This is a genomic window from Micromonospora sp. NPDC003241 (assembly GCF_053589795.1).
Window position 1 is genome coordinate 26,993 of sequence record NZ_JBSFSO010000034.1, and the last position, 24,701, is coordinate 51,693.

At 72.7% G+C, this 24,701-nt stretch carries 19 protein-coding genes and 1 pseudogene; 2 read left to right on the forward strand and 18 right to left on the reverse strand.

The genetic code is table 11. The features are described from left to right. Positions 1-3: 3 nt before the first annotated feature. The 6 genes from ACWDVW_RS23470 to ACWDVW_RS23495 all read right to left on the reverse strand — a co-directional run bounded on the left by ACWDVW_RS23470 (position 4) and on the right by ACWDVW_RS23495 (position 7,542). The gene (locus tag ACWDVW_RS23470; RefSeq protein ID WP_449952492.1) at positions 4-1,629 is read right to left on the reverse strand and encodes a lipopolysaccharide biosynthesis protein; all 1,626 of its coding nucleotides are present in this window, start codon (positions 1,627-1,629) and stop codon (positions 4-6) included. Then, the gene (locus tag ACWDVW_RS23475; protein ID WP_131054028.1) at positions 1,622-2,164 is read right to left on the reverse strand and encodes an acyltransferase; all 543 of its coding nucleotides are present in this window, start codon (positions 2,162-2,164) and stop codon (positions 1,622-1,624) included. Before ACWDVW_RS23475 ends, ACWDVW_RS23470 begins: the two co-directional genes overlap by 8 nt. Before the next feature lie 93 nt (positions 2,165-2,257). Further along, positions 2,258-4,159: a hypothetical protein gene (locus ACWDVW_RS23480; protein WP_449952494.1), complete on the reverse strand. Its 1,902-nt coding sequence runs from the start codon at positions 4,157-4,159 to the stop codon at positions 2,258-2,260. 264 nt (positions 4,160-4,423) lie between these two features. Beyond that, complete coding sequence (locus ACWDVW_RS23485; protein ID WP_449952497.1) at positions 4,424-6,127, reverse strand: glycosyl hydrolase; 1,704 nt, start codon at positions 6,125-6,127, stop codon at positions 4,424-4,426. Between the two features lie 408 nt (positions 6,128-6,535). Beyond that, positions 6,536-6,727 carry a DUF397 domain-containing protein gene (locus ACWDVW_RS23490; protein WP_449952569.1) on the reverse strand — a complete coding sequence of 64 codons (192 nt, stop codon included), beginning with the start codon at positions 6,725-6,727 and terminating at the stop codon, positions 6,536-6,538. After that, positions 6,724-7,542 (reverse strand): helix-turn-helix domain-containing protein, encoded by an 819-nt coding sequence (locus ACWDVW_RS23495; protein WP_449952571.1) that lies wholly within the window; start codon positions 7,540-7,542, stop codon positions 6,724-6,726. Before ACWDVW_RS23495 ends, ACWDVW_RS23490 begins: the two co-directional genes overlap by 4 nt. Positions 7,543-8,087: 545 nt before the next feature. On the opposite strand from ACWDVW_RS23495, the pseudogene ACWDVW_RS23500 reads away from it, so the two are divergent. Then, a pseudogene (locus ACWDVW_RS23500) lies at positions 8,088-8,354 on the forward strand (hypothetical protein); the annotation flags it as partial. Between the two features lie 525 nt (positions 8,355-8,879). On the opposite strand, the gene ACWDVW_RS23505 reads toward ACWDVW_RS23500, so the two are convergent. From ACWDVW_RS23505 to ACWDVW_RS23545, 9 genes are all read right to left on the reverse strand, one after another. After that, positions 8,880-9,842, reverse strand: coding sequence for a shikimate dehydrogenase (locus tag ACWDVW_RS23505; RefSeq protein ID WP_449952573.1), 963 nt, complete (start codon positions 9,840-9,842; stop codon positions 8,880-8,882). A gap of 23 nt (positions 9,843-9,865) precedes the next feature. Continuing rightward, a complete protein-coding gene (gene mltG, locus ACWDVW_RS23510; protein WP_449952500.1) occupies positions 9,866-11,062 on the reverse strand; it encodes an endolytic transglycosylase MltG in 1,197 nt (398 codons plus the stop codon). Continuing rightward, on the reverse strand, positions 11,059-11,520 hold the full coding sequence (ruvX, locus tag ACWDVW_RS23515) for a Holliday junction resolvase RuvX (RefSeq protein WP_350695004.1): 462 nt from the start codon (positions 11,518-11,520) through the stop codon (positions 11,059-11,061). Before ruvX ends, mltG begins: the two co-directional genes overlap by 4 nt. Positions 11,521-11,593: 73 nt before the next feature. Further along, entirely contained in the window at positions 11,594-14,272 is a 2,679-nt protein-coding gene (gene alaS, locus ACWDVW_RS23520; protein ID WP_449952503.1) for an alanine--tRNA ligase, read from the reverse strand. Beyond that, complete coding sequence (locus tag ACWDVW_RS23525; protein WP_131055267.1) at positions 14,269-14,574, reverse strand: hypothetical protein; 306 nt, start codon at positions 14,572-14,574, stop codon at positions 14,269-14,271. The genes alaS and ACWDVW_RS23525 overlap by 4 nt, the downstream gene beginning before the upstream one ends. A 20-nt stretch (positions 14,575-14,594) precedes the next feature. Then, positions 14,595-15,056, reverse strand: coding sequence for a DUF948 domain-containing protein (locus ACWDVW_RS23530; protein ID WP_131055269.1), 462 nt, complete (start codon positions 15,054-15,056; stop codon positions 14,595-14,597). Positions 15,057-15,205: 149 nt separating this feature from the next. After that, entirely contained in the window at positions 15,206-15,832 is a 627-nt protein-coding gene (locus ACWDVW_RS23535) for a hypothetical protein (RefSeq protein WP_449952576.1), read from the reverse strand. A 3,374-nt stretch (positions 15,833-19,206) separates the two neighbouring features. Then, a complete protein-coding gene (locus ACWDVW_RS23540) occupies positions 19,207-20,745 on the reverse strand; it encodes a replication-associated recombination protein A (RefSeq protein ID WP_449952506.1) in 1,539 nt (512 codons plus the stop codon). A 75-nt stretch (positions 20,746-20,820) separates the two neighbouring features. Next, positions 20,821-21,027, reverse strand: a complete 207-nt coding sequence (locus tag ACWDVW_RS23545) for a hypothetical protein (protein WP_117229288.1) — start codon at positions 21,025-21,027, stop codon at positions 20,821-20,823. Positions 21,028-21,145: 118 nt separating this feature from the next. Between ACWDVW_RS23545 and ACWDVW_RS23550 the strand changes: the two genes are divergently transcribed. Next, the gene (locus ACWDVW_RS23550) at positions 21,146-21,934 is read left to right on the forward strand and encodes a GNAT family N-acetyltransferase (RefSeq protein WP_449952509.1); all 789 of its coding nucleotides are present in this window, start codon (positions 21,146-21,148) and stop codon (positions 21,932-21,934) included. Here ACWDVW_RS23550 and ACWDVW_RS23555 read toward each other — a convergent pair. The 3 genes from ACWDVW_RS23555 to ACWDVW_RS23565 form a co-directional block, all read right to left on the reverse strand. Beyond that, positions 21,841-23,139 (reverse strand): MFS transporter, encoded by a 1,299-nt coding sequence (locus ACWDVW_RS23555; protein ID WP_449952512.1) that lies wholly within the window; start codon positions 23,137-23,139, stop codon positions 21,841-21,843. The genes ACWDVW_RS23550 and ACWDVW_RS23555 overlap by 94 nt on opposite strands. After that, complete coding sequence (locus tag ACWDVW_RS23560; RefSeq protein WP_449952515.1) at positions 23,136-23,729, reverse strand: helix-turn-helix domain-containing protein; 594 nt, start codon at positions 23,727-23,729, stop codon at positions 23,136-23,138. The genes ACWDVW_RS23555 and ACWDVW_RS23560 overlap by 4 nt, the downstream gene beginning before the upstream one ends. Before the next feature lie 91 nt (positions 23,730-23,820). Next, positions 23,821-24,633 (reverse strand): SDR family oxidoreductase, encoded by an 813-nt coding sequence (locus ACWDVW_RS23565; protein WP_449952518.1) that lies wholly within the window; start codon positions 24,631-24,633, stop codon positions 23,821-23,823. Positions 24,634-24,701: the final 68 nt, after the last annotated feature.

A 24,701-nucleotide genomic window follows, 5' to 3' on the forward strand; every position in this document is an offset into this window, starting at 1 on the left:
GCCTCAGCCTCGGCCGCTGCGCGAGAGCACGAAGCCGAGCGGATTCACCCCGGCCGCCCGCAGTCGCTCGGCGAGCCGACGCAGGTCGGTCTGCCGGGTCCGGTCACGCTCGACCACCACCACCGCGGTGCCCTGCCGGGCCACCGCGACACCCCGCTCGTCGGCCTCGGCCGGCGGGGCGTTGTAGAGCACCAGGCGCTGGTCGGCACCCTGCCGCCAGGTGCCGAACCGGACGCTGCCGGCGCCCACGGTCACCTTGTCGCCACCGTTCACCTGGCCGTTCGCGGTCGGGCTGACGCTCGCCTTGGCCGAGGTGACCCGGGGAATCGTGATCGTCGCCTCCGGGTCGGTGGAGGGGCGCGCGCCCGGCGGGTGCGGCGAGGGACGGCGGATGACCTCGGTGGGCGAGTCGTCCGGCCCCTCCATGCTGACCGGCCGGGCCGGCGCGGTCCGCGGCTTGGGCACGGTGGGCCGGCTCGGGTCGATGCTGGGCGGCAGCCGGTCCCGGTCGGCCTGCACGGCGGCGCGCAGCCGGTCGATGCGGCCGCTGTCGTCGGCGACGAACACCTCGCGACCGGCTACCGCCAGCGCCACGGCCAGGCCGGCGGTGATCGCGCTGGCGTCCTCCCGGGCGGTGACCACGGCGACCCGGGCGGGATGGCGTACCCGCTCGGCGATGGCCATCGCGACGTAGCGCACGTCCGCGTCGACGGCCCGACCGCGCAGACCGGTGTACCGGATGGTGCCGAGCAACGGCAGGCCGGTGTTGTCCTTGGCGTCGACGACGGTACGCACCCGCCGGTCGAAGGACTCCCAGGCGAAGGCGAGCACCAGACCGATCAGGGCGCCACCGAGCAGCCCGGCGGCCATCAGCATGGGTGCGTTGCCGGCCGCCGAGGTCAGCGCCCGCTCGGCGGACTGGGTGACCCACCCCGGGTTCACGTCGACGGCGGCGATCTCGGTGCGGGCGGAGTTGAGCTGGGTGAGCTGGTTGTTGATCGCGCTCAGCTCGGCGACCGCCACGTTGCTGGCGGCGGTGTCCCGGGAGTTGTTCACCCGTCGCTGCGCCGCCGCCTGCTGGGTGGCGACCTTCTCGATGCTCTCGTCGTACGAGCGGAGCATCTCCTCGCGCTGCCGCTCGTACATGGCACGCCGGACGTTGAGGTAGCTCTCCGCGGCGAGGTTGGCGCCGAGCACCGCCTCGTCGGCGTCGCGGGCCTGGTAGACGAAGCGCAGGATCTGCCCACCGGTGGGCACCTCGACCTCGAGCGCGTCGCGGACCGAACGCTGGTCCGAGCTGAACTCGTCGGCCAGCTTGCCGACCACCTCGGTGCCGGTGGCGATGCGGCTCTCCACGTTCATGTTCACCGCGCGGTCGGCGTTGGCGCCGCTGGGCGTGAACGCGTCGGTGACCACCGGACGGACCGCCACGACCGCGTTGGCGGTCACCGCCGACGGTGCCAGGAACGCGTAGCCCGCGGCGGCCACCAGCCCGAACACCGCTACTGCGGCGACCTGCCGGATCCGGTGCAGCGGCACGCGCAGCACGTCGGTGATGGTGACGGACCGAGGCGACGTCTCGGCGTTCGCACCGTCATTGGCCCAGGGGCTGGGAGCGGCATCAGTCATTGAACTTCTTCACCGTTTGTTGTGGGTTGCCGATGACCACGACCCCGGGCGGCACGTCCGTCCGCACCACTGTCGCAGCCCCCACCACGCTGTCCCGGCCGATCCGTACGCCCTTCATGACCAGCGCGTGTGCGCCGATCCAGACGTTGTCCTCGACCGTGATCGGCGCACGCGTGGCCGGAGTGGGCGGATCGTGCCGCTGAGCCGGTGGCAGGTTGTGGAAGTCATTGTCCAGCAACTCGCAGTCGGACAACAGGCACCGATTCCCGATCGTCACCGACGTCCACGTGCCCACCCATGTCGCGTTGAGCAGACAGTCGGCCCCGACGCGCACCTCACCGGGCCCGGCGAAGCGGACCAACTTGTTCACCCTGGTCCGGTCACCGATGGTCACCCGCACCCCGCGCCGCAGGCGGATCCGGCCACGGATCTCGACATCCCGCCCGAGCGTCAGGCGCGGATAGCGCAGGGCGTACCAGCGACGCTTGATCGCGAAGACCATGCGCACCACGAAGCCACGCCGGATGCCGGTCAACGGTCCTCCCCACGTTCCGTGGGCCGGCGACGGTGGATCCGCCGCCGGCCCAACGTGAACAATTTACCGAGATTACATTACGAACAGTGAACGCTACTGTACGGAGAAGAACATCGACGGAGTTGACCAGGTCAGCTCCGCGGTAGCAGTGGCGATCACCGTAGCCTCGGCACCGGTGACCGCCGCAGCGGGGGCCAGGGTCGGATCGAACGGCACGCTGCGCAGCGATCCGTTCGTCGCGCCGAAGACGATCTTCCCGTTCACCCACGCCATGCCGCGCACGGTCGACCAGCTGACGCCCGTGGTCGGCACGGTGAACTCGGTGGCACCCAGGTAGTTGCCGTCGATCTCGAAGAACCGGTAGTACAGGTTGTTCTGCCCGGTCCGGGTGTAGTAGAGCCGCCCGTCGAGGAAGAAGGCCCCGGTCAACTGCGCCGGGTTGAACCAGTCGTTGTAGCCGGATGCCTCCCACGGCGCACCGATGGTGGTGCCGTTGAACATCGAGATGTCGATCCGGCTACCCGTACGCGATCCGGAGACCAACCGCGACCAGTAGATCCGGTCGTCCACCCGCCAGGTCGCCCCGGCACCGGTGTAGTTGGCCTGGCTCACCGTGGCGGCGGCGCCGAGGGTGCTGCCGTCGAACGGCACCTTCGCCAGCTCACCGCTACCGACGTTCAGGTACAGGTGGCCGCTGGCGGCCGTCGGAGGGTTGCGGGGAGTGATGGTACGGCCACCGCTGACCGGGAACATGCCCAGCCGGCCGTGGTACTCGTTGCCCATGCCGTCGGAGTTGTGTCCGAAGTACAGGCCGTCCGGGCCCCGCCAGAGCACCGGCACGGTCGAGCCCCACGAGCTGGCGCCCGAGGGCAGGGCCGAACCGCCGCTGCGACGCGGGTTCCAGTTCACCGGCATGCCGGTGGCCGAGTTGACCGCACCGATACCGAGCCGGTCGATCGCCCCGTTGCCGGCGCTGTCACTGGCGTTCGGGTTGTTCAACCAGCGGAAGTGCCCGCCGAGGTAGATGACGTTGTCGGCCACCTCGACCGAGGTGATGGTGTCGTTGCCGGTGAAGTTGGCCCAGGTGGCGTTCTGGCCGCTGCCCCGGGCGGCGGTCTCGAAGCGCACCAGCACGTCGCAGTACGCCGCCGGCCAGCCCGAGCCGCCGTTGGTGCCGACGACGAACCAGCTTCCGTCCGCACCGAACCGCACGTCCTGCACGTAGTGCACGAAGGTGGTGGGTGCCGCACACGGCGCCACGAACCGCTCGCTGCTCCAGTCGATCACGCTCGGCGTACCGGTCAGGTCGATCAGCGCGATCTGGTTGCGCGGCAGGTCGTTGACGAACATGAAGTTGCCACCGACCACGAGCGTGCTGCCGTCCGGCGACACGTCGATGGTCCACGCGTACATGCTGGTGTCGTGCCGACCGACCGAGGTGTTGATGTTGAAGGTCGGGTCGATCGCACCGGTGGTCGCGTTCAGCCGCCCGAGCCCGGCGTGCGCCGTGCCGTTGAGCCAGTTGAACGCCCCGGCCACGTACAGCCAGTTGCCGTGCAGCACCATGTCGCGCACGGTGCCGCCGTCGGACCGGCCCACCCAGCTGTCGATGATCATGCCGGTGGAGGGGTCGAGCGCCACCAGGTTGCGGCGGGCCACCCCGTTGACGTTCTTGAAGACGCCGCCGACGATCAGCGTCCCGCCGGGACCGGCGATGAGCGAGTTGACCGCCCCGTCGAGCACCGGCAGGAAGGTGGTGGAGATCGTGCCGGTGGTGCGGTTGTAGGCGAAGAGGTAGCGCTGGGTGATCCACGGCGTACTGACGGTCTGCCGGATCTGGGTGAAACTGCCTCCCACGAACACCGTGTTGCCGACCTGTGCGAAGGCACGGGCCTCACCGTCCCGCGCGTGCGGGGTCTCGTCGGCGGGGTTCGCGGACACCAGAGTCGCCGGTTCGGGAACCGGCACCACGGCGGCGGATGTCGCGCTGGGCACGGCCAGGACGGCCGCGACGGTTGCTAATGCGACAGCCCCTGCCCGTACGCGCTTTCGGCGGGTGTTCCGCCACGGGAAGGAGATTATGGGCACGCTGCGCCTCCAGGGTGGACGGGAATGTGCGTTGCGTAGCTTCTCCCGTTCGCCCCAGAGGCGATATCCGCCGATTGGGCGGTCAGTTCATCCAGTTGCGGACATCACCGCGGGCGGTCGTATGTCGGACAGCACCTGTGCGGCATCCGACCGCCCGCGGGTTACCTGAGGTCAGCGGCTCCCTCCGGTGGGTTGCCGAAGGTAGCTGTCCCGACCGGCGGCGGCGAAGCCGGCCACCGCCGAGGCGTCCTGGTTCATTGTCATGTTGCAGACGTTCGTCGTCTTCGTCATGCCCGGCGAGTTGAAGTAGATCGCGGCCTTGATTTTCGGATGGGCCTTCAACGCCGCCGGGAACTCCTCGAACCACCGCCGTTTCGCGTTCGGGTCGGCGGTGTCGAAGTTCGTGCCGAACTCGGCCAGCATCCGGGGCTTGCCCTTGCCGATGCCGGTGTCGTCCAGCCAGCGGTAGAACGAACCGATGGTGGTGCTCGGGCTCTTCCAGGTCGTGCTGCCGTTGCAGACATGGAAGTTGTACGGGTCCCAGGCCACCCAGTCGACGTAGTCGTCACCCGGGTACAGGCCCGCGTACCGGTCGTAGTGGCCGGACCAGCCCATCATCGTCCAGACCCACACCGCGTTGCGGACGTCCGCCGCGGCGAACCGGTCGTACACGTACCGCCAGGCGCGGACGAACTCCGCGTCGCTGCCCTTCTCCGGCTCGTCCTCCGGCTCGTGGTCGAAGCCCATGAACACCGGCACCCCGGTCGCCTTGATCCGGCCGGCCACCTCGTCGATCGTCTGGTCGTACCGGCCGCTGTAGACGTCCCGCCAGGTGAGCACCGTCCCGGACGAGAAGACCCGACTCTCCCAGGCGAAGAACATCAGCCGGCCCTCGCGCATCTGCTGCTGCTGGTAAGCGTCAGGGAAGGCGCCGTTACTGCCGGTGTTGGAGAAGTCGTGGTAGCGGTGCACGATGTCGAAGGTCCGCCCGACCTGCTTCTCGACGTCGGTGATCGCCTTGCCGTGATCCCATCCGCTGCCCGCGCCCGAGGGTGAGTACATCCCCCACCAGGCACCGCAGGAGGGCACCAGCTTCGCCGACACCTGACCACACGCACCCGGGTCCGTCGGTGGCTTCGTCGGCGTCGGGCTGGGCCGGGTCGGGGTCGGGCTGGGTGACGCGCTCGGCGAGACGGGTGGACGGGTTGGCAACGCGGCCGACGGGGTCGGCGAGGCGCTGGACGGCGCGGGCGTCGGACGCGTACCCGTGTCGTAGCTCAACACCAGCCGGGGACGGACGTCCGGGTTGCGGTTCTCCCCCGACGCCCAGTAGATCCGGCTGCCGAGGCCGGTCTGCGCCAGCGACACCGTCCAGGTGCCGTTGCCGGTGACCAGCTTGGAGACGTCCCACTCGTTGAAGCCCTTACCGACCCCGGCCACCACGTCCAGGGCGCTGCCGACCTGGCCGAGAGCCGGCCGGGCGGCCCGGGCGTCGAGCCCGGACTCGTGCGCGGTCACCGTCGCCTCGAACGCCTGCCAGGCGTGTACCCGCAGCGTCGCGCGGACGTTCACCGCGTTGGCGGGCAGCGAGGACACCGAGAAGGCGAGGACCGCGTCCCGGGCCCCACGGGGGTTGCCGTCGCACGGGGCGGCGCAGGTGGCCAGCGTCGTCTTGACGCTGTTGTCGCCGTCCTGGGGGACGGACGTGGCGGTGGTGTCGAACACCACCGGAATGGAGAGGTCGTCGTCGGCGATCAGGGGCACCATGGTCGCGCCGAGACCCAGCACGACCGTGGAACCGAGGACACCGAGGACCACGGCCTTACGCCGGGGGCCACGGTGCCGGATGAGGCGGTGCAGTCCGCGCCTGGTCACTCAGACTCCTTGTGAATTCGGCGATAACGCTGTGGAGCGTAGCGGCGTACACAACAGAGCGTGCGAATGACCGGGGGACCTAAGCGGGTCTTAAAGTTCACCTAAGCGGATGCTGCGACACGGCACCCGGCCGGAGCGGCCACCGGCTGTCGGCGGTGCTGCGGCTCAGCGCCGACCGAGCCGCAGGTCAGCGCCGCATCGGGTGCCCCATCTGCGCGCCGGACCGGTGCCGCACCGCAGCGGATATCGATGATCTACCCCAGTGACGACCAATGCGCAAGTCCGCGCCGATCAACGCCGCGATCCAGCGGCACGAGCACGATCCAGCGGCACGAGCACCGACCCAGCGGCACGAGCACGACGAAGGCCCCCGACGTGGTCGGGGGCCTTCGGTGCCGCACGTGCGGCTCAGTTCGAGGCGGCCTGCTTCGCCAGCGCGACGAACGACTGCCAGGCGGCCGGCGCGAAGCGCAGGGTGCCGCCGTCCCGGTCCTTGGTGTCGCGGACCAGCACGACGCCGGAGAGGTTGTCGGCGACCTCCACGCACGACCCGCCGTTGGTTCCCGAATAGCTCGACGTGCGCCACCTGGCACCGGTCATGTCCATGTCTGCGCCACTTCCTTGATCAGTTCGAGTGACTGCCTGCGCGGGAGCGCCTCATCCCGGACCGCCTCCCACGTCCGTTGGAGCGTAACAAGGTCCTCGGTCTGGCTGACCACCTGCGCACGCACCTGATGATCGAGATGTCCCACCACCGAGCCGTCGCTGATGGTCGCCAGGATGAACCCACCCTGTAGGCCAGGGTAAATTGCCGCGTCCTCGGGCACCACGAGGATTTGCACGTGCGGCAGCTCGGACATCTTGACCAGGTGGTCGAGCTGTTCCCGCATGATCTCGGGCCGTCCGTCGACCTGCCGCCGGAGCACCATCACGTCGATCACCGCCACCAACGGCACCGGCGCGTCGCGGGTGAGGACCGACTGCCGGTCGAGGCGGGAGGCCACCCGGTGGTCGATCTCGTCGGGCAGGAGCAGGCCGTTGTTCATCATGCCTCGCGCGTATGCCTCCGTCTGGAGAAGGCCGGGCAGGAACGCGGGCTCGTACCAGCGTAATAACGTCGCGTCGCGCTCCAGCTCGATCCACTCCCGCAGCCAGGACGGCGTCTGCTCCAGCTTCGACAACTCCCGCAGCATGCGGGTGAACCTGCCCTCCCCCGCCTGCGGGTCGAAGGCCGGATCGTGCGCCCGGTCGACCGCGAACATGTACTCCTTCGTCGGCGGTCGACCACCGGTTTCCACCGAGCTGACATGCGAGCCGGAATAGCCGATGCCCCGCCCGAAGTCATCCTGACTCAGCTTGACCTGGACACGCAGCAGTCGCAGTTCCTCACGGACGTAGTCGATAGCGGTCCCCATCAATTCCCCATCTCTGCCCGATCTCGCTCGCGGATTCGCCATACCCACCCGCTTGCACCGATGACGTGCGCGGATGCCCCGCGCACGTATCGACGCTAGTGCGCTCCTATCCAGACTGTCACCTGGCGGAGCCGCTCCCATCCAGGAAGGGACGGGGTGGTTTCGCATACCGGGGCCGCCCGTGGATCCCCCACACCCGGGCGGCCCCGTCCACCGCAGGAAATGGAGGACGACATGCGTACGCCGGTCACTTGGTACCAATGCCCGACGACAGTTCTGCCGACGCTGTCGCTGCCACGACGCCGACGCGGCACGCACCTGCCCGAGTGGATGCATCAGCCCACCCGGCCACTGCCCCGGCAACGCCCGGGCCGCCCCGGCTGGCTGACGCCAGGGCAACAGTGGCGGGCGAACGGGGGCCGCCCGTGATCGCCACGCGCCCCTTCGCCACGCGCCCCTCTGCCACGCGCCCCTCTGCCGCGCGCCCCTCTGCCGCGCGCCCCTTCGCCACGCGACTCTTCGCGCCCGGGGGTGGCCCACCTCCGGTGCGACCGCACGCCCGCGCCGCCGACGTCCCGCACACCCCGCTACGGCCGATGTGGTGCTGCCGCGCCGACGGGCAACCCTGGCCCTGCGGCGAGGCCCGACTCCTGCTCCGCGTCGAGTACGACGGCAACGCCACCGGCCTGTCGATCTACCTCGCCGGCCTGATGTACGAGGCGATGCGCGACCTCTACCACCTCAACCCGCACGACGGCCCCGACCCGGCCGCCCTCTTCACTCGGTTCCTCGGCTGGGCAGCCCCACGCCGCCACCCCGATCCCCCCACCCCCGACGCCCCGCCCCCAGACGCCCCGACCCCAGACGCCCCGACCTCAGGCGGCGAAGGCACTCGATCCAGGATTTAGTGGCTTCGCGCGGGAAGGAAGGCCACTCGATCCTGGATCGAGCGGTCAGTCGACCCGAGCAGCGACCCGAGCAGCGGTCAGCGCGGCGGTCAGGCGACCCGAGATGCGGTAAGCGCGCGACGGCCAAGCCCACCGCGCGACGGCCAGGCGGACCGGGCGACCGTCAAGCGGACCGCACGGCGGTCAGTCGACCCGAGCAGCGACCCGGGCGGCGGCCAGCGCGGCGGTCATGCGGACCGAACAGCGACCCGAGCAGCGGCCAGCGCGGCGGCCAGGCGACCCGAGATGCGGTAAGCGCGCGACGGCCAAGCCGACCGCGCGACGGCCAGGCGGACCGGGCGACCGTCAAGCGGACCGCACGGCGGTCAGCCGACCCGAGCAGCGGTCAGCGCGGCGGTCAGGCGACCCGAGCAGCGGTCAGCGCGGCGGTCAGGCGACCCGAGATGCGGCCAGGGCGGCGGCCATCGCGGCTCGGGGTGCGGGAACGCCGGTGAACTGCTCGAACTGGCCGACGGCCTGGGCCAACAACAGGTCCAGGCCGGAGACGACCGGGCAGCCGGCGGCAGCGGCCGAGGCGGCCACCGGAGTCGGCCACGGATCGTAGATGGCGTCGAAGAGCACGGTGCTGGGACGCCAGCGCACCACACCGGCAAGCTCGTCGGCAGCGCCCTTCGGCACCGTGGAGATCAGCAGGTCGACGTCGGCCAGCGCGACCGCGTCCGCCCAGGGCGCGGCGGTGAGGGCCAGCCCCAGCGCGCTCGCCACCGGCGCCAGTTCGTCGACCGCTGCCGTGCGACGGGCCACCACGGTCACCCCGGTCGCGCCCAGCCGGGCCGCCGCCGCCAGCGCCGCCCGCGCCGTGCCACCCGCACCCAGCACCGTGACGGTCGCCCCCGCGCCCAGCACCGGGACGGCCGCACCCGCGCCCACGCCCACGCCAGAATCACCCAGGCCCGACAACCCGCCAAGGCCACCCGCACCCGACGGCGCAGCGGCGCCGGCCTCACCCGACGCCGTGCCAGGACCATCCGAGCCCGACACCTCGCGAGGGGCAGTCGCGCGCACGCCTGCGGACGTCAGCACGTCGACCATGCCGGTGACGTCGGTGTTGTCCGCGTACCAGGTGCCGTCGGGACGGCGTACCAGCGTGTTGGCCGCGCCGACGGCGGCGGCGACCGGCGAGACCTCGGCGGCGACGGTCAGCGCCGCCTCCTTGCCGGGCATGGTCACCGACAGCCCGGCCCACTCCGGGCCCAGCCCGGCGACCAGGTCCGGCAACTCCGCCGCCGCGCACTCGATCCGGGTGTACGACCACCCGGTGAGCCCGGCGGCGGCGTACCCGGCGTTGTGGATCACCGGGGAGAGCGAGTGGGCGATCGGCTTGCCCAGCACTGCCGCCCGCCGTGGCGCCACCGTCACAGGACGCCGTTCTCCTTGGCCTTCTCGATGTTGCGCTCGTGCTGGCTGTAGTCCTTGGTGAAGGCGGAGTTGCCCTGCTTGTCGATCGCCACGAAGAAGAGCCAGTCGCCGGCCGGCGGGTCCATCGCGCCTTCCAGCGCTTCCTTGCCCGGGTTGTTGATCGGCGTCGGGATCATGCCCGGCAACTTGCGGTTGTACGGGTTGTCCGGGTTGTCGAGGTCGCTGCGCGTCATCTGGCCGGAGGTCTTGCCCTCCTGCCCGATCGACTCGAAGTAGTAGTTGACCGTGACGTCCATCTCCAGGCAACTGCAGTCGAACGTGCCCGAGTAGACCCGGTTGTAGGCGACCCGGGCGACCCGACCCAGGTCCTTCTTGGTGCCGGCCTCGGCCTGAGCCAGCGACGCCACGATCAACGCCTCGTACGGGCTGATCCCGCCGCGTTCCTTCTGCACCCGGTCGGCGAAGTCCATCTGCCCGGTGACGGAGAGGAAGTGGTCGACCATCTGCCCCAGGATCACCTCGGCGGTGGCGTTCGGCGGGATCTCGTAGGTGTCCGGGAAGAGGAAGCCCTCGATGGACTTGGTGACCTTCTTGCCGTCCTCCCGCTTGAACCACCAGTCCGGTACGCCGAGCTTCTCCGGGTCCTTGGCGGCGGCCTCGAACTCCTTGACCGGGATGTCGGTCTGGTCGCTGAGCAGCTTGAAGATGCTCTTGGCGGTGCGCCCCTCGGGGATGGTGAGCCCGTTGACGATCCGGTTCTGCGGGTCGAGCATCGCGGCCAGGGCGTTCGCGCCGCTCATCTCCTTGCGCAGCTTGTACGTGCCGGGCTGGATGTTGCGGCTGCGGGAGTTGTCCTGCGCCGCCTCGACGAACGCCTTGGTGCTCTTGATCACGCCGGCGTCGCGGAGCACCACGGCCATGTCGGCCAGGAACGCGCCCTGCGGGATCTGGACCGTCACGTCCTCGGTGCCGTCGCCGTCGAAGTCCGGTGTGACGAAGTAGCTCTGGATCCGGTCGAAGCCGTAGAAGGCACCACCGCCGATGCCGCCGAGCAGCACCAGCGCCAGCATCAGGGCGAGGACTGTCTTGCCCTTACCGCCACCGGAACGGCCACCGCGCCGCCGTCCCCGACGGTGCTTGCCCTTCTCCCCCCGGTCCTGCTCGTCGAACCCGAGGTCCAGATCGTCCATCATTCGGTCCGCCTCCGCTGCGCGTCCAGCCAGCTCTGCAGAATCTCCACCGCGGCGGCCTGGTCGACCACCGCCCGTTGTCTCTTCCCCCGGACACCGCGCTCGGCAAGCCTACGACTCGCCACGACCGTGGACATCCTCTCGTCAGTCAGCGTCACCGGAACAGGCGCTATCACATCGGCCAGTTGTCGAGAGTACGCCTTCACGTGTTCCGCTGCGGGGCCGTGTTTACCCGCCAGGTTCACCGGTAGGCCCACGACCACCTCGACCGCCTCGTGCTCGGCGACCAGTGCGGCCACCTCCGCGAGGTCCGTCGGCACCGCGTCTGGCCTGGGATTCTGCTCCCGCGAGAGGGTGACCAGAGGGGTGGCGAGAACACCGTGCGGATCCGACCGGGAGACCCCGATCCGCACCTGTCCGACGTCCACGCCCAACCGCACACCCCGGGACAACCCGGTCACGCTTCGTCACCTCGCCCGATATACACGGCAGGGCGGACCTGCGCGGCCCGCCCTGCCCTGAGGTTCTGAGGACTCACGCCTCGGCGACCGCCTTCTCCACCGTGAGCAACAGTGTGGGGACCTCCGAGGCCGGCTGCCCACCGCCCTGGGCCAGGTCCGGACTGCCACCACCGCGCCCGGAGAACGCCGCCTTGACCAGGTCGTTCGCGGCGAGGCCCCGGTTACGGGCGGCCGAGTTGACCGCCACCACCAGGGACGCCTTCCCGTTCGCGCGGGCCGCCACCGCGACCACGCCCGGCCGGGCCGCGTCGATCCGGCCCCGGATCTCCTGGGCCAGCGTGCGGACGTCGTTGCCGGCCGCCCCCTCGGGCGCCTCGATGCCGACGTAGGCCACCCCGCGCACGTCCCGGGCCTGCGCGGCGAACGCCGCCGCACCGCCGAGTACGAGCTGGGCGCGCAGCTTCTCCAACTCCTTCTCCGCGTCGCGGAGCTGGGTCACCGTCTGCTCGACCCGGTCCGCCACCTGCTCGGAGGGGACTCGGTACAGCTCGGCGAGCCGGGACACCAGCAGGTGCTCACGGGCCAGGAAGTTGAACGCGTCCATGCCGACCAGCGCCTCGACCCGGCGTACGCCGGAACCGATGGACGACTCCGAGAGGATCTTGACCAGGCCGAGCTGGCCGGAGCGGGCCACGTGGGTGCCGCCGCACAGCTCCCGGGCGTAGTCGCCGACCTCGACCACCCGGACCTGGTCGCCGTACTTCTCGCCGAACAACGCCATGGCGCCGATCCGGCGCGCCTCCTCCAGCGAGGTGACGAAGGCGTGCACCTCCAGGTCCGCCAGGAGCACCTCGTTGACCTGCTGCTCCACGTCGCGCAGCACGCTCGGCGCCACCCCGGTGGCGGTGTTGAAGTCGAACCGCAGCCGACCCGGGGCGTTCAGCGAACCGGCCTGGGTGGCGGACTCGCCGAGGAAGTTCCGCATGGTCTGGTGCACCAGGTGGGTGGCGGTGTGCGACCGGGAGATGGCCCGCCGACGACTGGTGTCGATCTCGGCGTACCCGGTCTCCCCGGCCCGCACCTCGCCCCGGACCACCCGGGCCCGGTGCACGATCAACCCCGGCACCGGCTGCTGCACGTCGAGGACCTCGACCTGCCCGCCACCGACGGTGATCATGCCGACGTCGGGCTGCTGCCCGCCGCCCTCGGCGTAGAACGGCGTGGTGTCCAGGACCAGTTCGACCAGGTCGCCCTCGACCGCCGCCGCGCGCGGCCCGTCGGTGCCGAGCACCGCCCGCACCGTCGACTCGCGGGAGACCTCGGTGTACCCGGTGAAGGTCACCGGTCCACCGGCGTCGAGCACCGACCGGTACGCCGACAGGTCGGTGTGCCCGGTCTTGCGCGCCAGCGCGTCGGCCTTGGCCCGGGACCGCTGGTCGGCCATCAGCCGCCGGAAGCCCTCCTGGTCGACGCTGAGGCCCTGCTCGGCCGCGATCTCCAGGGTCAGGTCGATCGGGAAGCCGTACGTGTCGTGCAGTTGGAACGCCTTGTCACCGGTGAGCGCCGGCTTGCCCGCCGACTTCGTCTCGGTGATCGCGGTGTCCAGGATCGTGGTGCCCGCCCGCAGGGTCGCCAGGAAGGCGTCCTCCTCGGCGTACGCGTACGCGGAGATCCGGTCGAAGTCGGCGGCCAGCTCCGGGTAGGACGGGGCCATGCAGTCCCGGGCCACCGGCAGCAGCTCGGGCAGCGCCCGCTCCTGCCAGCCGAGCAGCCGCACCGCGCGGATCGCCCGACGCATGATCCGCCGCAGCACGTAGCCACGGCCCTCGTTGGACGGGGTCACCCCGTCACCGATCAGCATCAACGCGGTCCGCACGTGGTCGGCGACCACCCGCAGCCGGACGTCGTCGGGGTGCGACTGGTTCGCCGCGTGCCCGGAGTGCGCGCCGTACCGCTTGCCGGTCAGCTCGGCGGCGCGGTCCAGGATCGGCCGGACCTCGTCGATCTCGTACAGGTTGTCGACGCCCTGCAGGATGGAGGCCATCCGCTCCAGGCCCATGCCGGTGTCGATGTTCTTCTTCGGCAGCTCACCGACGATCCGGAACTGCTCCTTGCTGAGCACGTCCGCGATCTCGTACTGCATGAAGACGAGGTTCCAGAACTCCAGGTACCGGTCCTCGTCGACCTCCGGGCCGCCCTCGGCGCCATACTCCGGCCCCCGGTCGTAGTACAGCTCGGAGCAGGGGCCGGCCGGGCCGGGAATGCCCATCGACCAGAAGTTGTCCTTCTTGCCCCGGCGCACGATCCGCTCCGCCGGCACCCCGGTGCGCAGCCAGATGTCCCGCGCCTCGTCGTCGTCGAGGTAGACCGTCGCCCAGATCCGCTCCGGATCCAGCCCGAAGCCACCGGCCTCGACCGACGTGGTCGCCAGCTCCCAGGCGAACGGGATCGCCCCGTCCTTGAAGTAGTCGCCGAAGGAGAAGTTGCCGTTCATCTGGAAGAACGTGCCGTGCCGGCTGGTCTTGCCGACCTCGTCGATGTCCGGCGTACGGATGCACTTCTGCACGCTCACCGCACGGGAGAACGGCGGCGTCTGCTGGCCCAGGAAGTACGGGACGAACTGCACCATGCCGGCGTTGACGAACAGCAGGTTCGGGTCGTTGATGGCGGGCAGCGGAGCGGACGGCACCACGGCATGGCCGTTCGCCTCGAAGTGGGCGAGATACCGCCGCTTGATCTCCGCCGTCTTCATCGCTGGGGTTCCTCCGGAAAGATGTCTCTGTCACCGATACGCGGCTCGTCGCGCACGTCGGCGAACTGGTCGTCGAACGCCTCGCCCTGGGCGAACGCCTCGTGGATCTCGTGTTCCCGCTCGGCCATCCCGGCGCGTACGTCCGCCACGAAGCTACGCAGTTCCTCGACCAGACCGCCAGCGGATTGTGACAGGTTGTCGGCGATGCCCGCCGGAGTGTAGGCGTGCGCGGCACGGGTCGCCTGGCGCACCACCACCACGCCGACGGCCAGACCGATGCCCAGCCAGAACAGCCGCTTCATGCTCGTACCTCCGCCGTCGGTCAGCGGTTGCCGCGCCGGGCGGCGCGCCGCTGGGACTTGATGGTGTCGCGGACCTCGCGCTCGGTCTCGGCGCTGCGCCGGGCCGAGGCGGCCTTGCGCACGCCGTAGCCGAAGGCGGCCACCTTGACCAGCGGGTTGGCCGCGGCGGCCGAGACGACGGTGACCAGGTTGGCGACGTTGGCGCTGATGTTCTGCGCGTGACTGGTCATGGTGTCGACCTTGGCGAGCTGGAGGTTCACGCCGTCGAGCGACGTCTGCACCTGTTCGAGGGTGACGTTGACGTTCCGCACGGTGGTGTTGACGTCACCGAGCAACGGGCCGGTCCGGTCGTTGAGGTCGTTGATCATCTGGGTGGTCGCGTCCACGGTGTGCCGCAGCCGCAGGATGGGCAGCGTCAGGATCAGCACCAGCATCGCGAACGCGATAGCCGCGATCAATGCCGCGACCTCCAAAAAGCCCACGCCTGTCCTCCTCAACACGGTCCCGGGACATCACGGCCCACGAGACGTACGACCTTCTCGCCCAACGCCGTCACCGGTGGCCCGCCCCGCGCCTTCGGCAGCGGGCGGGCCGCCAGATGCAGACCCTACCGTCCGTGATGACAATCGGCTCAGGACGGTGGTGACGGCGTCAACTCGCCCAGCGGATCCTCGGTCAGCGTCGGGTAGGGATCCTCACCGGTCAGTGACGGATCGGTTTCCGGCTGTGGCCTGGTCCGCTCGTCGTCGATCGCATTGCGGACCTTCACCGACACCAACGAACCGGAGCACTCTTCGGCTGCGGTCGACGGGTCGAGCGAGGGTACGACCGCCGGCTCACCGTCCACCGGCGGCGGTACGCAGGTCGGCTCCCGGACCCACAGGTCCAGCGTCAACTCGTCCCGCCGCCAACAGGTGTAGCTGCCCTTCTCCTCCTGCTCCGGGCAGTACGCGGGCCGCCAGGGCTGCCAGCCGTCGCGGCTCAGCGCGGCCTCGTACACCTGGGCGGTCTCATCCGGCGACCGCTCGGAGGTGACGGTCCGCTCGCGCAGCCGGCAGTCGAGCAGGCACCAGCGGCTGCCGCTGGCGTAGTCCTCCGGCTGTACTGCGGCCCACTCCGGCACCTCCAGTTCGTCGAGCGAGACGAAGACCGGATCCTTGTTGATCGCCTGCACGCCGAAGAAGGCCGGTACGCCAGCCAGCAGGAGCACGCTGACCAGGGCCAGCAGCAGCGTACGGCGACGCTGACCGGCACCGATCTGCCGACGCGTCTCCGGGTCGGCGTCCGCTGCCTCGTCGTCGGGACGGTCACCGTCGGAGTCGTCCGGGTCGGTGGGTCGCCGTACCGCCGCCTCGGGTCCGGGCCGGGGCCCGGTCGGGTCGGCGGACGGCACCACGGCGGCGGCTCGGGCCACCGCCGGCGCCTCCCCGGCGCGGGGTGGCGGGGGCACCGGTGCGGCACCGGACGGTTCCGGGCGGGCCGGGTCCCGTTGGGGCGGGGCGGCCCGACCGGCCGGCCGGTCGTCGGGGCGTGGGGCCGACGCGGCGGCACGGGCCACCGCAGCCGGCGGTTCGCCGGGACCTGCGGCCGGCGGCGACGGGTGGCCGGAAACAGCACCGCCCGCCGGGCCGGCGTCCGGCCGCCCGTGTCCACCGTCAGGTCGTCCCGGACCGCCCTCGGGCCGTCCCGGACCAGCGTCAGGCCGCCCCGGACCACCATCGGGCCGTGCCGGACCACCGTCGGGGCGACGAGGGCCCGCGTCGGGGCGTGCCGGGCCGCCGTCGGGACGGCGCGGTCCCCCCTCCGGGTGGGTCGGGCCAGCGGGTCGGGCGGCACCGCGAGCGGGTCCCGCCGGCATGCCGCCGGGACGGACCGGTCCCGCGCCGGGACCTGTCGCCATCGTGTCAGGGCCCGCCGCACCACGTGGTGGCGCGCCGTCCGGAGGCACCGGTCCGCGCGGCCGAGGACCGACGTCGGGGGGTACGGCACCACGCGGTGGCGCGCCGTCCGGAGGGACCGGACCACGCGGTGCACCGGCGTCCGGGGGCAGCGGTCCACGCGACGGAGGACCGACCTCGGGACGGGCGGTCCCACGCGGCGGACCGGACGGCATGCCGTCCGTCGGCGCGGTGCCGCGCGGCGGCCCGGCCGGACCACCGTCCGGGTGACCGATCGGCCGGGAACGGCCGGTGGGCGCCTCGGGTCCGGGTCGGCCGGTTGCCGCGCCTGGGCCAGCAGGGCCGGGCCCGCCGGGCGGTTCGGCCCGGCCCCGTCCGGCCGGCGGTCCATCGGGCCGACCGCGATCGGCAGGTGGCCCGTCGGGGCGACCGCGATCGGTCGGTGGCCCGTCGGGTCGACCACGTTCGGCCTGCGGTCCGTCGGGGCGACCACGTTCGGCAGGTGGCCCGTCGGGGCGACCGCGATCGGTGGGCACACCGTCAGGTCGACCACGGTCGGTCGGCGGTGCGTCGGGACGGCCGGCACCGGGGCGTACCGGCGCGGCGTTGCCGGCTCCGGGGATGGCCGCGGCGGGCCAGCCGGGGATCCCGCCCGGTTCGGTCTGGTCGTCCGGCATCGCGCGGGCGGAGCCGTCCGCGTCACGACGACCACCGAGCATCGCCGTACCGCCGGACGGGGTGCCGCCCGTGTGCCCGGCCGGACCACCGGGCGGGGTGCCGGGCCGCCGCTTGACCGTCGGTAGTGCCGGATCGGTGTGGTGTCCGCGCCCGGCCTGCCGCAGCCAGTCGGCCGGCCGTTCCGGACGTCCGGCCCGACCGTCACCGGGCCGGGCCGCGAACGGCCGCTCACCCGTGTCGCCGGGCCGCGACGCCAAGGGCCGCTCACCGGTGTCACCCGACCGTGCGGCGAACGGCCGCTCACCGGTGTCACCGGACCGGGCCGCGAACGGTCGTTCACCGGTGTCGCCGGGCCGGGCCGCGAACGGTCGCTCGCCGGTGTCGCCGGTCGCGGGAGCGCGTCCGGATTCGTCGGCGGCCCGCCGGCCCTGGGGCGGCGCCTCTTCGGTGTCGGCCGCGCGGCGGCTGCGTACCGGCGTCTCGGTCGGATCGGCGGACCGGCGGCCGGCCGGTGGCGTCGCCGGTTCCTCCGGCGCGGCGCGGCGCGCCCGGAACGAGCCGTCGGCACGCTCGGGCGTCGCGGTGCGAGCCTCCGGCGGGGTGACCGGCATCGCCGACGGGTCGCCCGAGGGCACTCCGGGGATGGCCGGCGCGTTGCCGGACAGCGGGACGATCGCTTGGTCTTGCTCGGGCTCGGCGGCGCGGCGCCGTCCGCCCCGGCGGCCGCCCGCAGGCTCGGTGGAGGGCCCACCGGGGACGGCGGGACCACCGGTCGGCCCCGCCACGCCGGACGGCGGGCGAGTACCGGCGTCGGTGTCCGGCCCGTTCTCGTCCGCCGCTCGGCGGCCCCGACGGGGCACCGGGCCGGTGGTGTCGGGCGCAGGCGCGCCGACCTGATGCGGCACGGCCGGGTGGGTGGGACCGTCGGTCGCGTGCGGCGCGGTCGGGCGGGGCCCGGCGGGGCCACCGAAGCGTCCCGCCCGGCCCCCGGCGGTCAGATCGGGGTCGGTGCGGTCAGCGGTACGCGGACCGGCGCCCGACTCCGGCGGCGTCGTGCCCCGTTGGGGACCGCGCGGAACGGTCCGGCGCGCGCTGGCCGGAATCCCGCCGGGCCGACCGGAGGGGTTCCGCCGTGGCGTGGGCTGGTTCGGCGCGGGGCCGACCGGTCCACCGGTCCCGCCGGGCCCACCCGCGACCTGGCCGGTCGGCACACCCGGGACCTGGCCGGTCGGCACACCCGGGACCTGGCCGGTCGGCACACCCGGGACCTGGCCGGTCGGCACACCCGGGACCTGGCCGGTCGGCGCACCGGAGACCGGGCCGGACGGCGCTCCCGAGACCGGCTCGGCGGGCCCGGGACGTCCTCGCCAGCCGGGCGGACCGCCCGCGAAGGGCGGCCCACCCGGCGCACGGTCGCCCGGTCCAGCGGGCGGCCGGGGGCCGGGGGCCGGGGGTGCGGCGGCGGGCGGCCGGTGCCCGGCAGCGGGCGGACCGGCGGGCGGGCCAGCGTGAGGCGGCGGACCGGCGGGCGGAGCAGCGTGGGGCGGCGGACCGGCGGGCGGCCGGGGGGCCGGTGCGCCCGGCCACGGCCCGTCGGCCGGGCGGGAGCGTGGTGATTCGGTCGGCAGCCGGCGGGGCGGCGCGGCCGGGGGTCCGACCGCCGGATCCGGCCCACCGGGGCCGGACGGCATCGGGGCCCGGCCACCGGGAGCCGGCGGCGGGACGGACCCGGACGGCGGCGGCGGGACCGACCCGGACGGTGGCACCGGGCGCCCGGCGGGCGGCTGGCCCGGACGGACCGGAGGCACCTGGCCGGGCCGGTCGGTGACCGGCGGCGCGGACGGGCCGGGGCGGGCGCCGGGGCCGTCCGGAACCGGGGCGACCCCGTCCGGGCCCAGTTCGCCGCGCTGCTGCTTGGCCGAGCGTAGGTCGTCGATCCAGCCGAAGTCCTCACCGGCGCCCGGTTCCTCCGGAGCGGCCTCGGGTTTGCTCCGGCCCCAGCGGCGGGCCTTGGGACGCCGTTCGTCCGGGCCGTCCTCCGGTCGCTCCGACGATTTCACTGTTGACCCTTCCCGTCGGCGCTGCGGCCGACCTCATCCGCCGCGTGGGCGTCCGTGACCGTGGACGGGCCGCCGTCGACTCCGGACGGCGGGGTCTCGGCCCGGCCCGTCGTCGCCGCCCGGTCGCCCGTGGTCTCCGCCGGTACGCGGGCGGGCGCGGGCAGCCCGCGGACGATCCGGCGCAGCAGTGGCAGCCGGGTGGCCACCGATCGTTCCGCACCGTGTTGGCTCGGCTGGTAGTAGTCGGCACCGACCAGGTCGTCCGGCGCGTACTGCTGGGTGAGCACGCCCCGCTGGTCGTCGTGCGGGTAGCGGTATCCGATGCCGTGGCCGAGCCCTCGGGCACCGGCGTAGTGGCCGTCGCGCAGACCGCGCGGGACCGGGCCGCCCCGACCGGCCCGCACGTCGGCGATCGCCGCGCCGATCGCGGTGGTGGCCGAGTTCGACTTGGGGGCGGTGGCCAGGTGGATCACCGCCTGGGCGAGGTTGAGCTGGACCTCGGGCAGCCCGACGTACTCGACGGCGTGCGCGGCGGCGGTGGCGACGCCGAGGGCACTCGGATCGGCCATGCCGACGTCCTCGCTGGCGAAGATGACCAGGCGACGGGCGATGAACCGGGCGTCCTCACCGGCGACCAGCATCCGGGCCAGCCAGTGCAGCGCGGCGTCCACGTCCGACCCCCGCATGCTCTTGATGAACGCGCTGGTCACGTCGTAGTGGGCGTCACCGGCCCGGTCGTAGCGCACGGCCGCGGTGTCCACCGCCCGCTCGGCGGTGGCCAGGTCGATCCGGCCGGTGCCCAGTGCGGTCGCCGACCCGGCCGCCGCCTCCAGCGCGGTGAGCGCCTTGCGGACGTCCCCACCGGCCAGCCGGACCAGGTGGTCCTCCGCCTCCGGTTCGCAGTCGAGCGCGCCGCCGAGGCCACGCTCGTCGGTCAGGGCGCGACGCAGCAGTGCGCGGACCGCCGCGTCGTCGAGGGGCTGGAGGGTGAGCAGCACGCACCGGGACAGCAGCGGGGAGATCACCGAGAAGTACGGGTTCTCCGTGGTGGCGGCGAGCAGCGTGACCGTACGGTCCTCGACGGCGGCGAGCAGGGAGTCCTGCTGGGTCTTGCTGAACCGGTGCACCTCGTCGATGAAGAGGACGGTCGGCGGGCCGCCGGTACGTCGCTGACGCCGGGCGGTGTCGATCACGGCCCGGACGTCCTTGACCCCGGCCGAGAGCGCCGACATGGCCACGAACCGCCGGTCGGTGGCGGCGGCCACGAGGTGGGCGATGGTCGTCTTGCCGCTGCCCGGCGGCCCCCACAGGATGACCGACATCGGCGCGCTGCCGGCGACGAGTTGCCGCAGGGGCGCTCCCGGGGCGAGCAGGTGGTCCTGCCCGACGAGTTCGTCCAGGGTGGCCGGGCGCATCCGGACCGGAAGCGGCGCGTCCGGACCGACCGGGGTGAAGCCGCCGACGCCGTCGGGACCCGTCGGCGCACCGGGTGCTGCCGTGGGTTCACTGAGGGTGAACAGGGCGTCGGACTCCATCACCCGAACAGTACCGGGCTCGGCCGACAACGCCGGAATCGCGCTGCCGGCCGAGCCCGGGATGATCGTTCTCGGTCAGCCGCGCCCGGGCCGGCGACCCCGGTACCAGCGGCCACCGCCGCCGCCCCGGCTGCCGAAGCCGGCCAGGTGGAGCGCGAGCAGCAGCAGGCCGATCAGCACGAGGGTGTTCCAGTTGAACAGATCCGGTGCTCCCAGTTTGCTGTCCAGCAGGTCGAGCAACAGGGCGAAGCCGAAGACCGCGGCGGCGGCGATGGCGAGCATGTCGTTCCTCCGGTGGGGGTTCCAGTAGGTTCGGCGCGGGATGTACCCGATCGGTCGGCTCGCCAATCTCCACCGTGGATGCGGGCCGCCCCGCAGCGTCCCCACCTAGGCTGTTCCCGTGCTCATCGCTGCCGAGGCGCTGGTCGGCCGGGAGGCGATCCTGGCCGCCGTGGACCACCACCCCTTCTTTCGGCACACGGTGCCGCGCCGCGCCCCGGTGCGCGGTTGGCGACACGACGGGGCGGTGTGCTGGCTGCTGTCGTCGGCTCAGGTGACGATCTGCGCCGCCGTCGGGACGCCGGGCGCGGCCGTCGAGTTGGTCGGCGCGCTCGCCGCGGAGCGGACGCTCGACCCGGGCCAGTGGGTGCACCTGCCCCGGCTGGATCCGGCCACCGACCGCGCCGGTGCGGCCGTAGCGTACCGGGACTGGGATTTCCTCTGGACGGCCGGCGCGCCGCCGCCGCAGCCCGGCGAGGAGCGGGTGGTCCGCCTGCGCGCGGCGGACCACCCGGCAGTGGCCGAGCTGATCGACGAGGCGTTCCCCACCAGTACGGCGCGGCCCGGCGGCACCGGGATCGTCGACTGGTACGGCGTCCGCGACGGCGACCGGCTGGTCGCCGTCGGGGCCGACCGGACCCGCGAGGAGGTCGGTTTCCTGGCCGGGCTGGTGGTCTCCCCGAGGCACCGCAACCGGGGGCTGGGTGCGGCGTTGACCGCCGGCATGACGCGGGCGTTGTCGTCCCGGTACGACACGGTGGCGCTGGGCGTCTATCCGGACAACGTCGGCGCGATCCGGCTGTACCGGCGGCTCGGCTACACCGGCGCCTTCCCGCTCACCTCGGTCCGCCTCGCGGGCGGGGCGGACTCCCCGCCGGACGCCTGGGTGGCCCGCCAGGCCGGCAGGTAGAGCGGCGCGGCCACGGCCAGCACCACCGCGCCGACCAGCATCGCCGTGTCCACCCCGGCCCGGTCGCCGACGAAGCCGAGCACGACCCCGCCCAGCGCCCCCGCCGGCATGGCCACCATCGAGTTCACCGAGATCACGCTGTTGCGGTAGGGACCGTCCACCTGCCGGTGCAGCAGTCCCATGTGCAGCGGATTGGACGCGCCGTGCACGGCGTAGCAGGCGAAGAAGGCGATCAGCACGCCGACCGGACCGGCGAACAGAGCCATGCCGACGACCGTGCCGCCCTGCACGATCCGCAGCAGGGCGGCACCGGGTGCGGCCCCCAGCCAGCGGATCAGCAGCGGGGTGAGCGCCGCACCACCGGCCGAGGCCAGCCAGGCCACGGTGTTGGCCGGGCCGAGCAGGGCGGCGGCCCGGTCGGGGTCACCCACCACCTCGGCCAGCCGCACCGGCAGCAGCCCCTCGAAGGTCATCATGCCGAAGCCCCAGAACAGCTCGACCGCGACCAACGCGAGCAGCACCCGGGACCGGCGCAGCAGGCCGAACGCCTCGCCCACCATGCGCGGCGCCGCGCGGACCGAGGACCGCAGCGCGCCCGCGCCGGCCGCCGGCCGCTGTTCCACCAGCAGCGCCAGCAACACCACCAGGACGACCGCCTGCAACAGGACCGCGACCACGATCGGCGTGGTGAGCGCGCTGACCGGACCCACCGGGCCCAGGGCCACCAGCCCACCGCTGAGCAGGGCGCCGGCCGCCATGGACAGACCGAGGACCGTGCCACCCTGACCGAGCCCCTTCTCGTACGCGGCGTCCGGGTCGACGGCGAGCGTGCTGTTGACGTACCAGGACTCCAGCGGGCCGCTGTCCAGGGCACGGAACACGCCCTGCAACGCCCAGACGGCGGCCAGCAGGACGAAGGAGTCGGCGACCACCAGCAGGACCAGCGACACCAGCCCGACCACGTTCGCCACCACCAGCACCGGCCTGCTGCCCAGCGCGTCGGCGAACCCTCCGGTCGGCAGTTCCAGGGCGAGCACCACCACCCCCTGGGCGGCGACGGCCAGGCCGATCTGGGTCAGGGTCAGGCCCCGCTCCTGCATCAGCAGGATGGTCACCGGGATCATCAGACCGACCGGTAACCACCGGAGCCCGTGCAGGACCAGGAACCGACGGCGGATCTGGAGTGCGGACAGGTCGCTCGTCACCGCTTCTCCCCCATCAGCAGCGGGTGGCTGGCCAGGACGACCTGCACCTGCTCGGCGCCGGGCACGTCGGGGTCCGCCTCGGCGTGGTAGCGCTGGAGGATCTGCAACAGCTCCGCCTGGAGTTCCTTGAGCCGGGCCGCCGGGATGGTCAGGAAGACGTCGCTCATGCCGAAGGCTTCGCGCCACTGCGGCGACCACTGGTCGCGTACGGCGAACCATCGCTCCGCGTGCTCGACGAAGAGGCGTACCTGGTCGGCCTGGATCCACTCGATCGCGGCCCGCGCGTCCGGGTCGTCGTCGAAGTCGGTGCTCTCGAAGCTCGTGACGTCGTGCGCGGCCCGCCACCAGCGTTGCCGCCCGGCGCTGCGGTCGGTCTCCTCGACGACCAGCCCGACCTCGGCCAACTGGCGCAGGTGGTAGCTGGTCGCACCGGTGTTGGTGTCCAGCAGCTCGGCGAGGGTGGTGGCGGTCGCCGCCCCCGTCACCCGCAGCGCACCGAGCAGCCGGTTACGTAGCGGGTGCGCCAACGCCCGGACCTGCCGATGGTCGATCCGTACCCGTCGCGGTGCCGGCTTCTGCACGTCTCCCATGACCGCACGATAGCCGTGCACAGTTTCTATGCACAAGTTCTGTGCATAGAAACTGTGCATGTTGCCAAAGCACTGTCGATCGAGTTCGGGCTCAGGCGGCGAGAAGCTCGGTGACACCACGCAGCCGCGTCCGCAGGAGCGCGGCGGCGCGGGCGGAGTCCAGGCGCACCTCGGTGGGGCGACGCACTCCGACCGCAGCCCCGGTGGTGGTCCGCAGGGCGCTCGGGTCCAGCCCGTCCCGCCGGGCCACCAGCAGACCCAGCTCGGCCCGGCTGACCGCGTCGGCACCCGCCACGTTCAACGGACCGGCGTAGTCGGACTCGACCAGTTCGAGCACGGCCGCCGCCAGGTCGCCGACGTCCACCGGGCAGCGGAGTTCGTCACTGAACAGGGCGGCCCGCCCGGCCAGCGCGTCCCGGCAGAGCCGGATCTGCGGACTCCCCTCCCCCAGGATCAGCGAGGTACGCACCAGCACCGCGTCCGGGTCGACGGCCCGCACCGCCGTCTCGGCGGCCGCCTTCGCCGCACCGTACGGGTAGACCGGGCTCGGCGGGTCGTCATCGGCGTACGCCTCGGGGCGGCCGGCGTGCAGCGCGTCGCTGGACAGGTGCACCAGTCGCGCACCCACCTCGACGGCCGCGCAGGCGACATGGGCCGCCCCGTCGGCGGTGACCGCCCAGTCGGCGTACCGGTAGGGGGTGCCGACCACCGCGTCCGGGCGTACCCGGGTGACCAGCTCGCGCACCGCAGCCCGGTCGGTCACGTCGACCCGGTGTGACGCCACACCGGGGACCTCGACCTGCCCCGAGTGGTACGTGCCGACCACGTCCCACCCGGCAGCGACCGCCCGGCGGCACACCTCACGGCCGAGGAACCCGCTACCACCCACCACCAGTAACCGCACCGACCTGCACCCCCTGGACCGCTCCGCGACGCGTCGTGAGGTCGGCGGGGTGCCGCCCCACCGACCTC

Bases quoted from the DNA above. Each gene is read 5' to 3' on its own strand.
- ACWDVW_RS23470 (WP_449952492.1), bottom strand. From the start codon at position 1,629: ATGACTGATGCCGCTCCCAGCCCCTGGGCCAATGACGGTGCGAACGCC.
- ACWDVW_RS23490 (WP_449952569.1), bottom strand. From the start codon at position 6,727: ATGACCGGTGCCAGGTGGCGCACGTCGAGCTATTCGGGAACCAACGGC.
- ACWDVW_RS23495 (WP_449952571.1), bottom strand. From the start codon at position 7,542: ATGGGGACCGCTATCGACTACGTCCGTGAGGAACTGCGACTGCTGCGT.
- mltG (WP_449952500.1), bottom strand. From the start codon at position 11,062: ATGATGGACGATCTGGACCTCGGGTTCGACGAGCAGGACCGGGGGGAG.
- alaS (WP_449952503.1), bottom strand. From the start codon at position 14,272: ATGAAGACGGCGGAGATCAAGCGGCGGTATCTCGCCCACTTCGAGGCG.
- ACWDVW_RS23525 (WP_131055267.1), bottom strand. From the start codon at position 14,574: ATGAAGCGGCTGTTCTGGCTGGGCATCGGTCTGGCCGTCGGCGTGGTG.
- ACWDVW_RS23540 (WP_449952506.1), bottom strand. From the start codon at position 20,745: ATGGAGTCCGACGCCCTGTTCACCCTCAGTGAACCCACGGCAGCACCC.
- ACWDVW_RS23545 (WP_117229288.1), bottom strand. From the start codon at position 21,027: ATGCTCGCCATCGCCGCCGCCGCGGTCTTCGGCTTCGCCCTGTTGCTC.
- ACWDVW_RS23560 (WP_449952515.1), bottom strand. From the start codon at position 23,729: ATGGGAGACGTGCAGAAGCCGGCACCGCGACGGGTACGGATCGACCAT.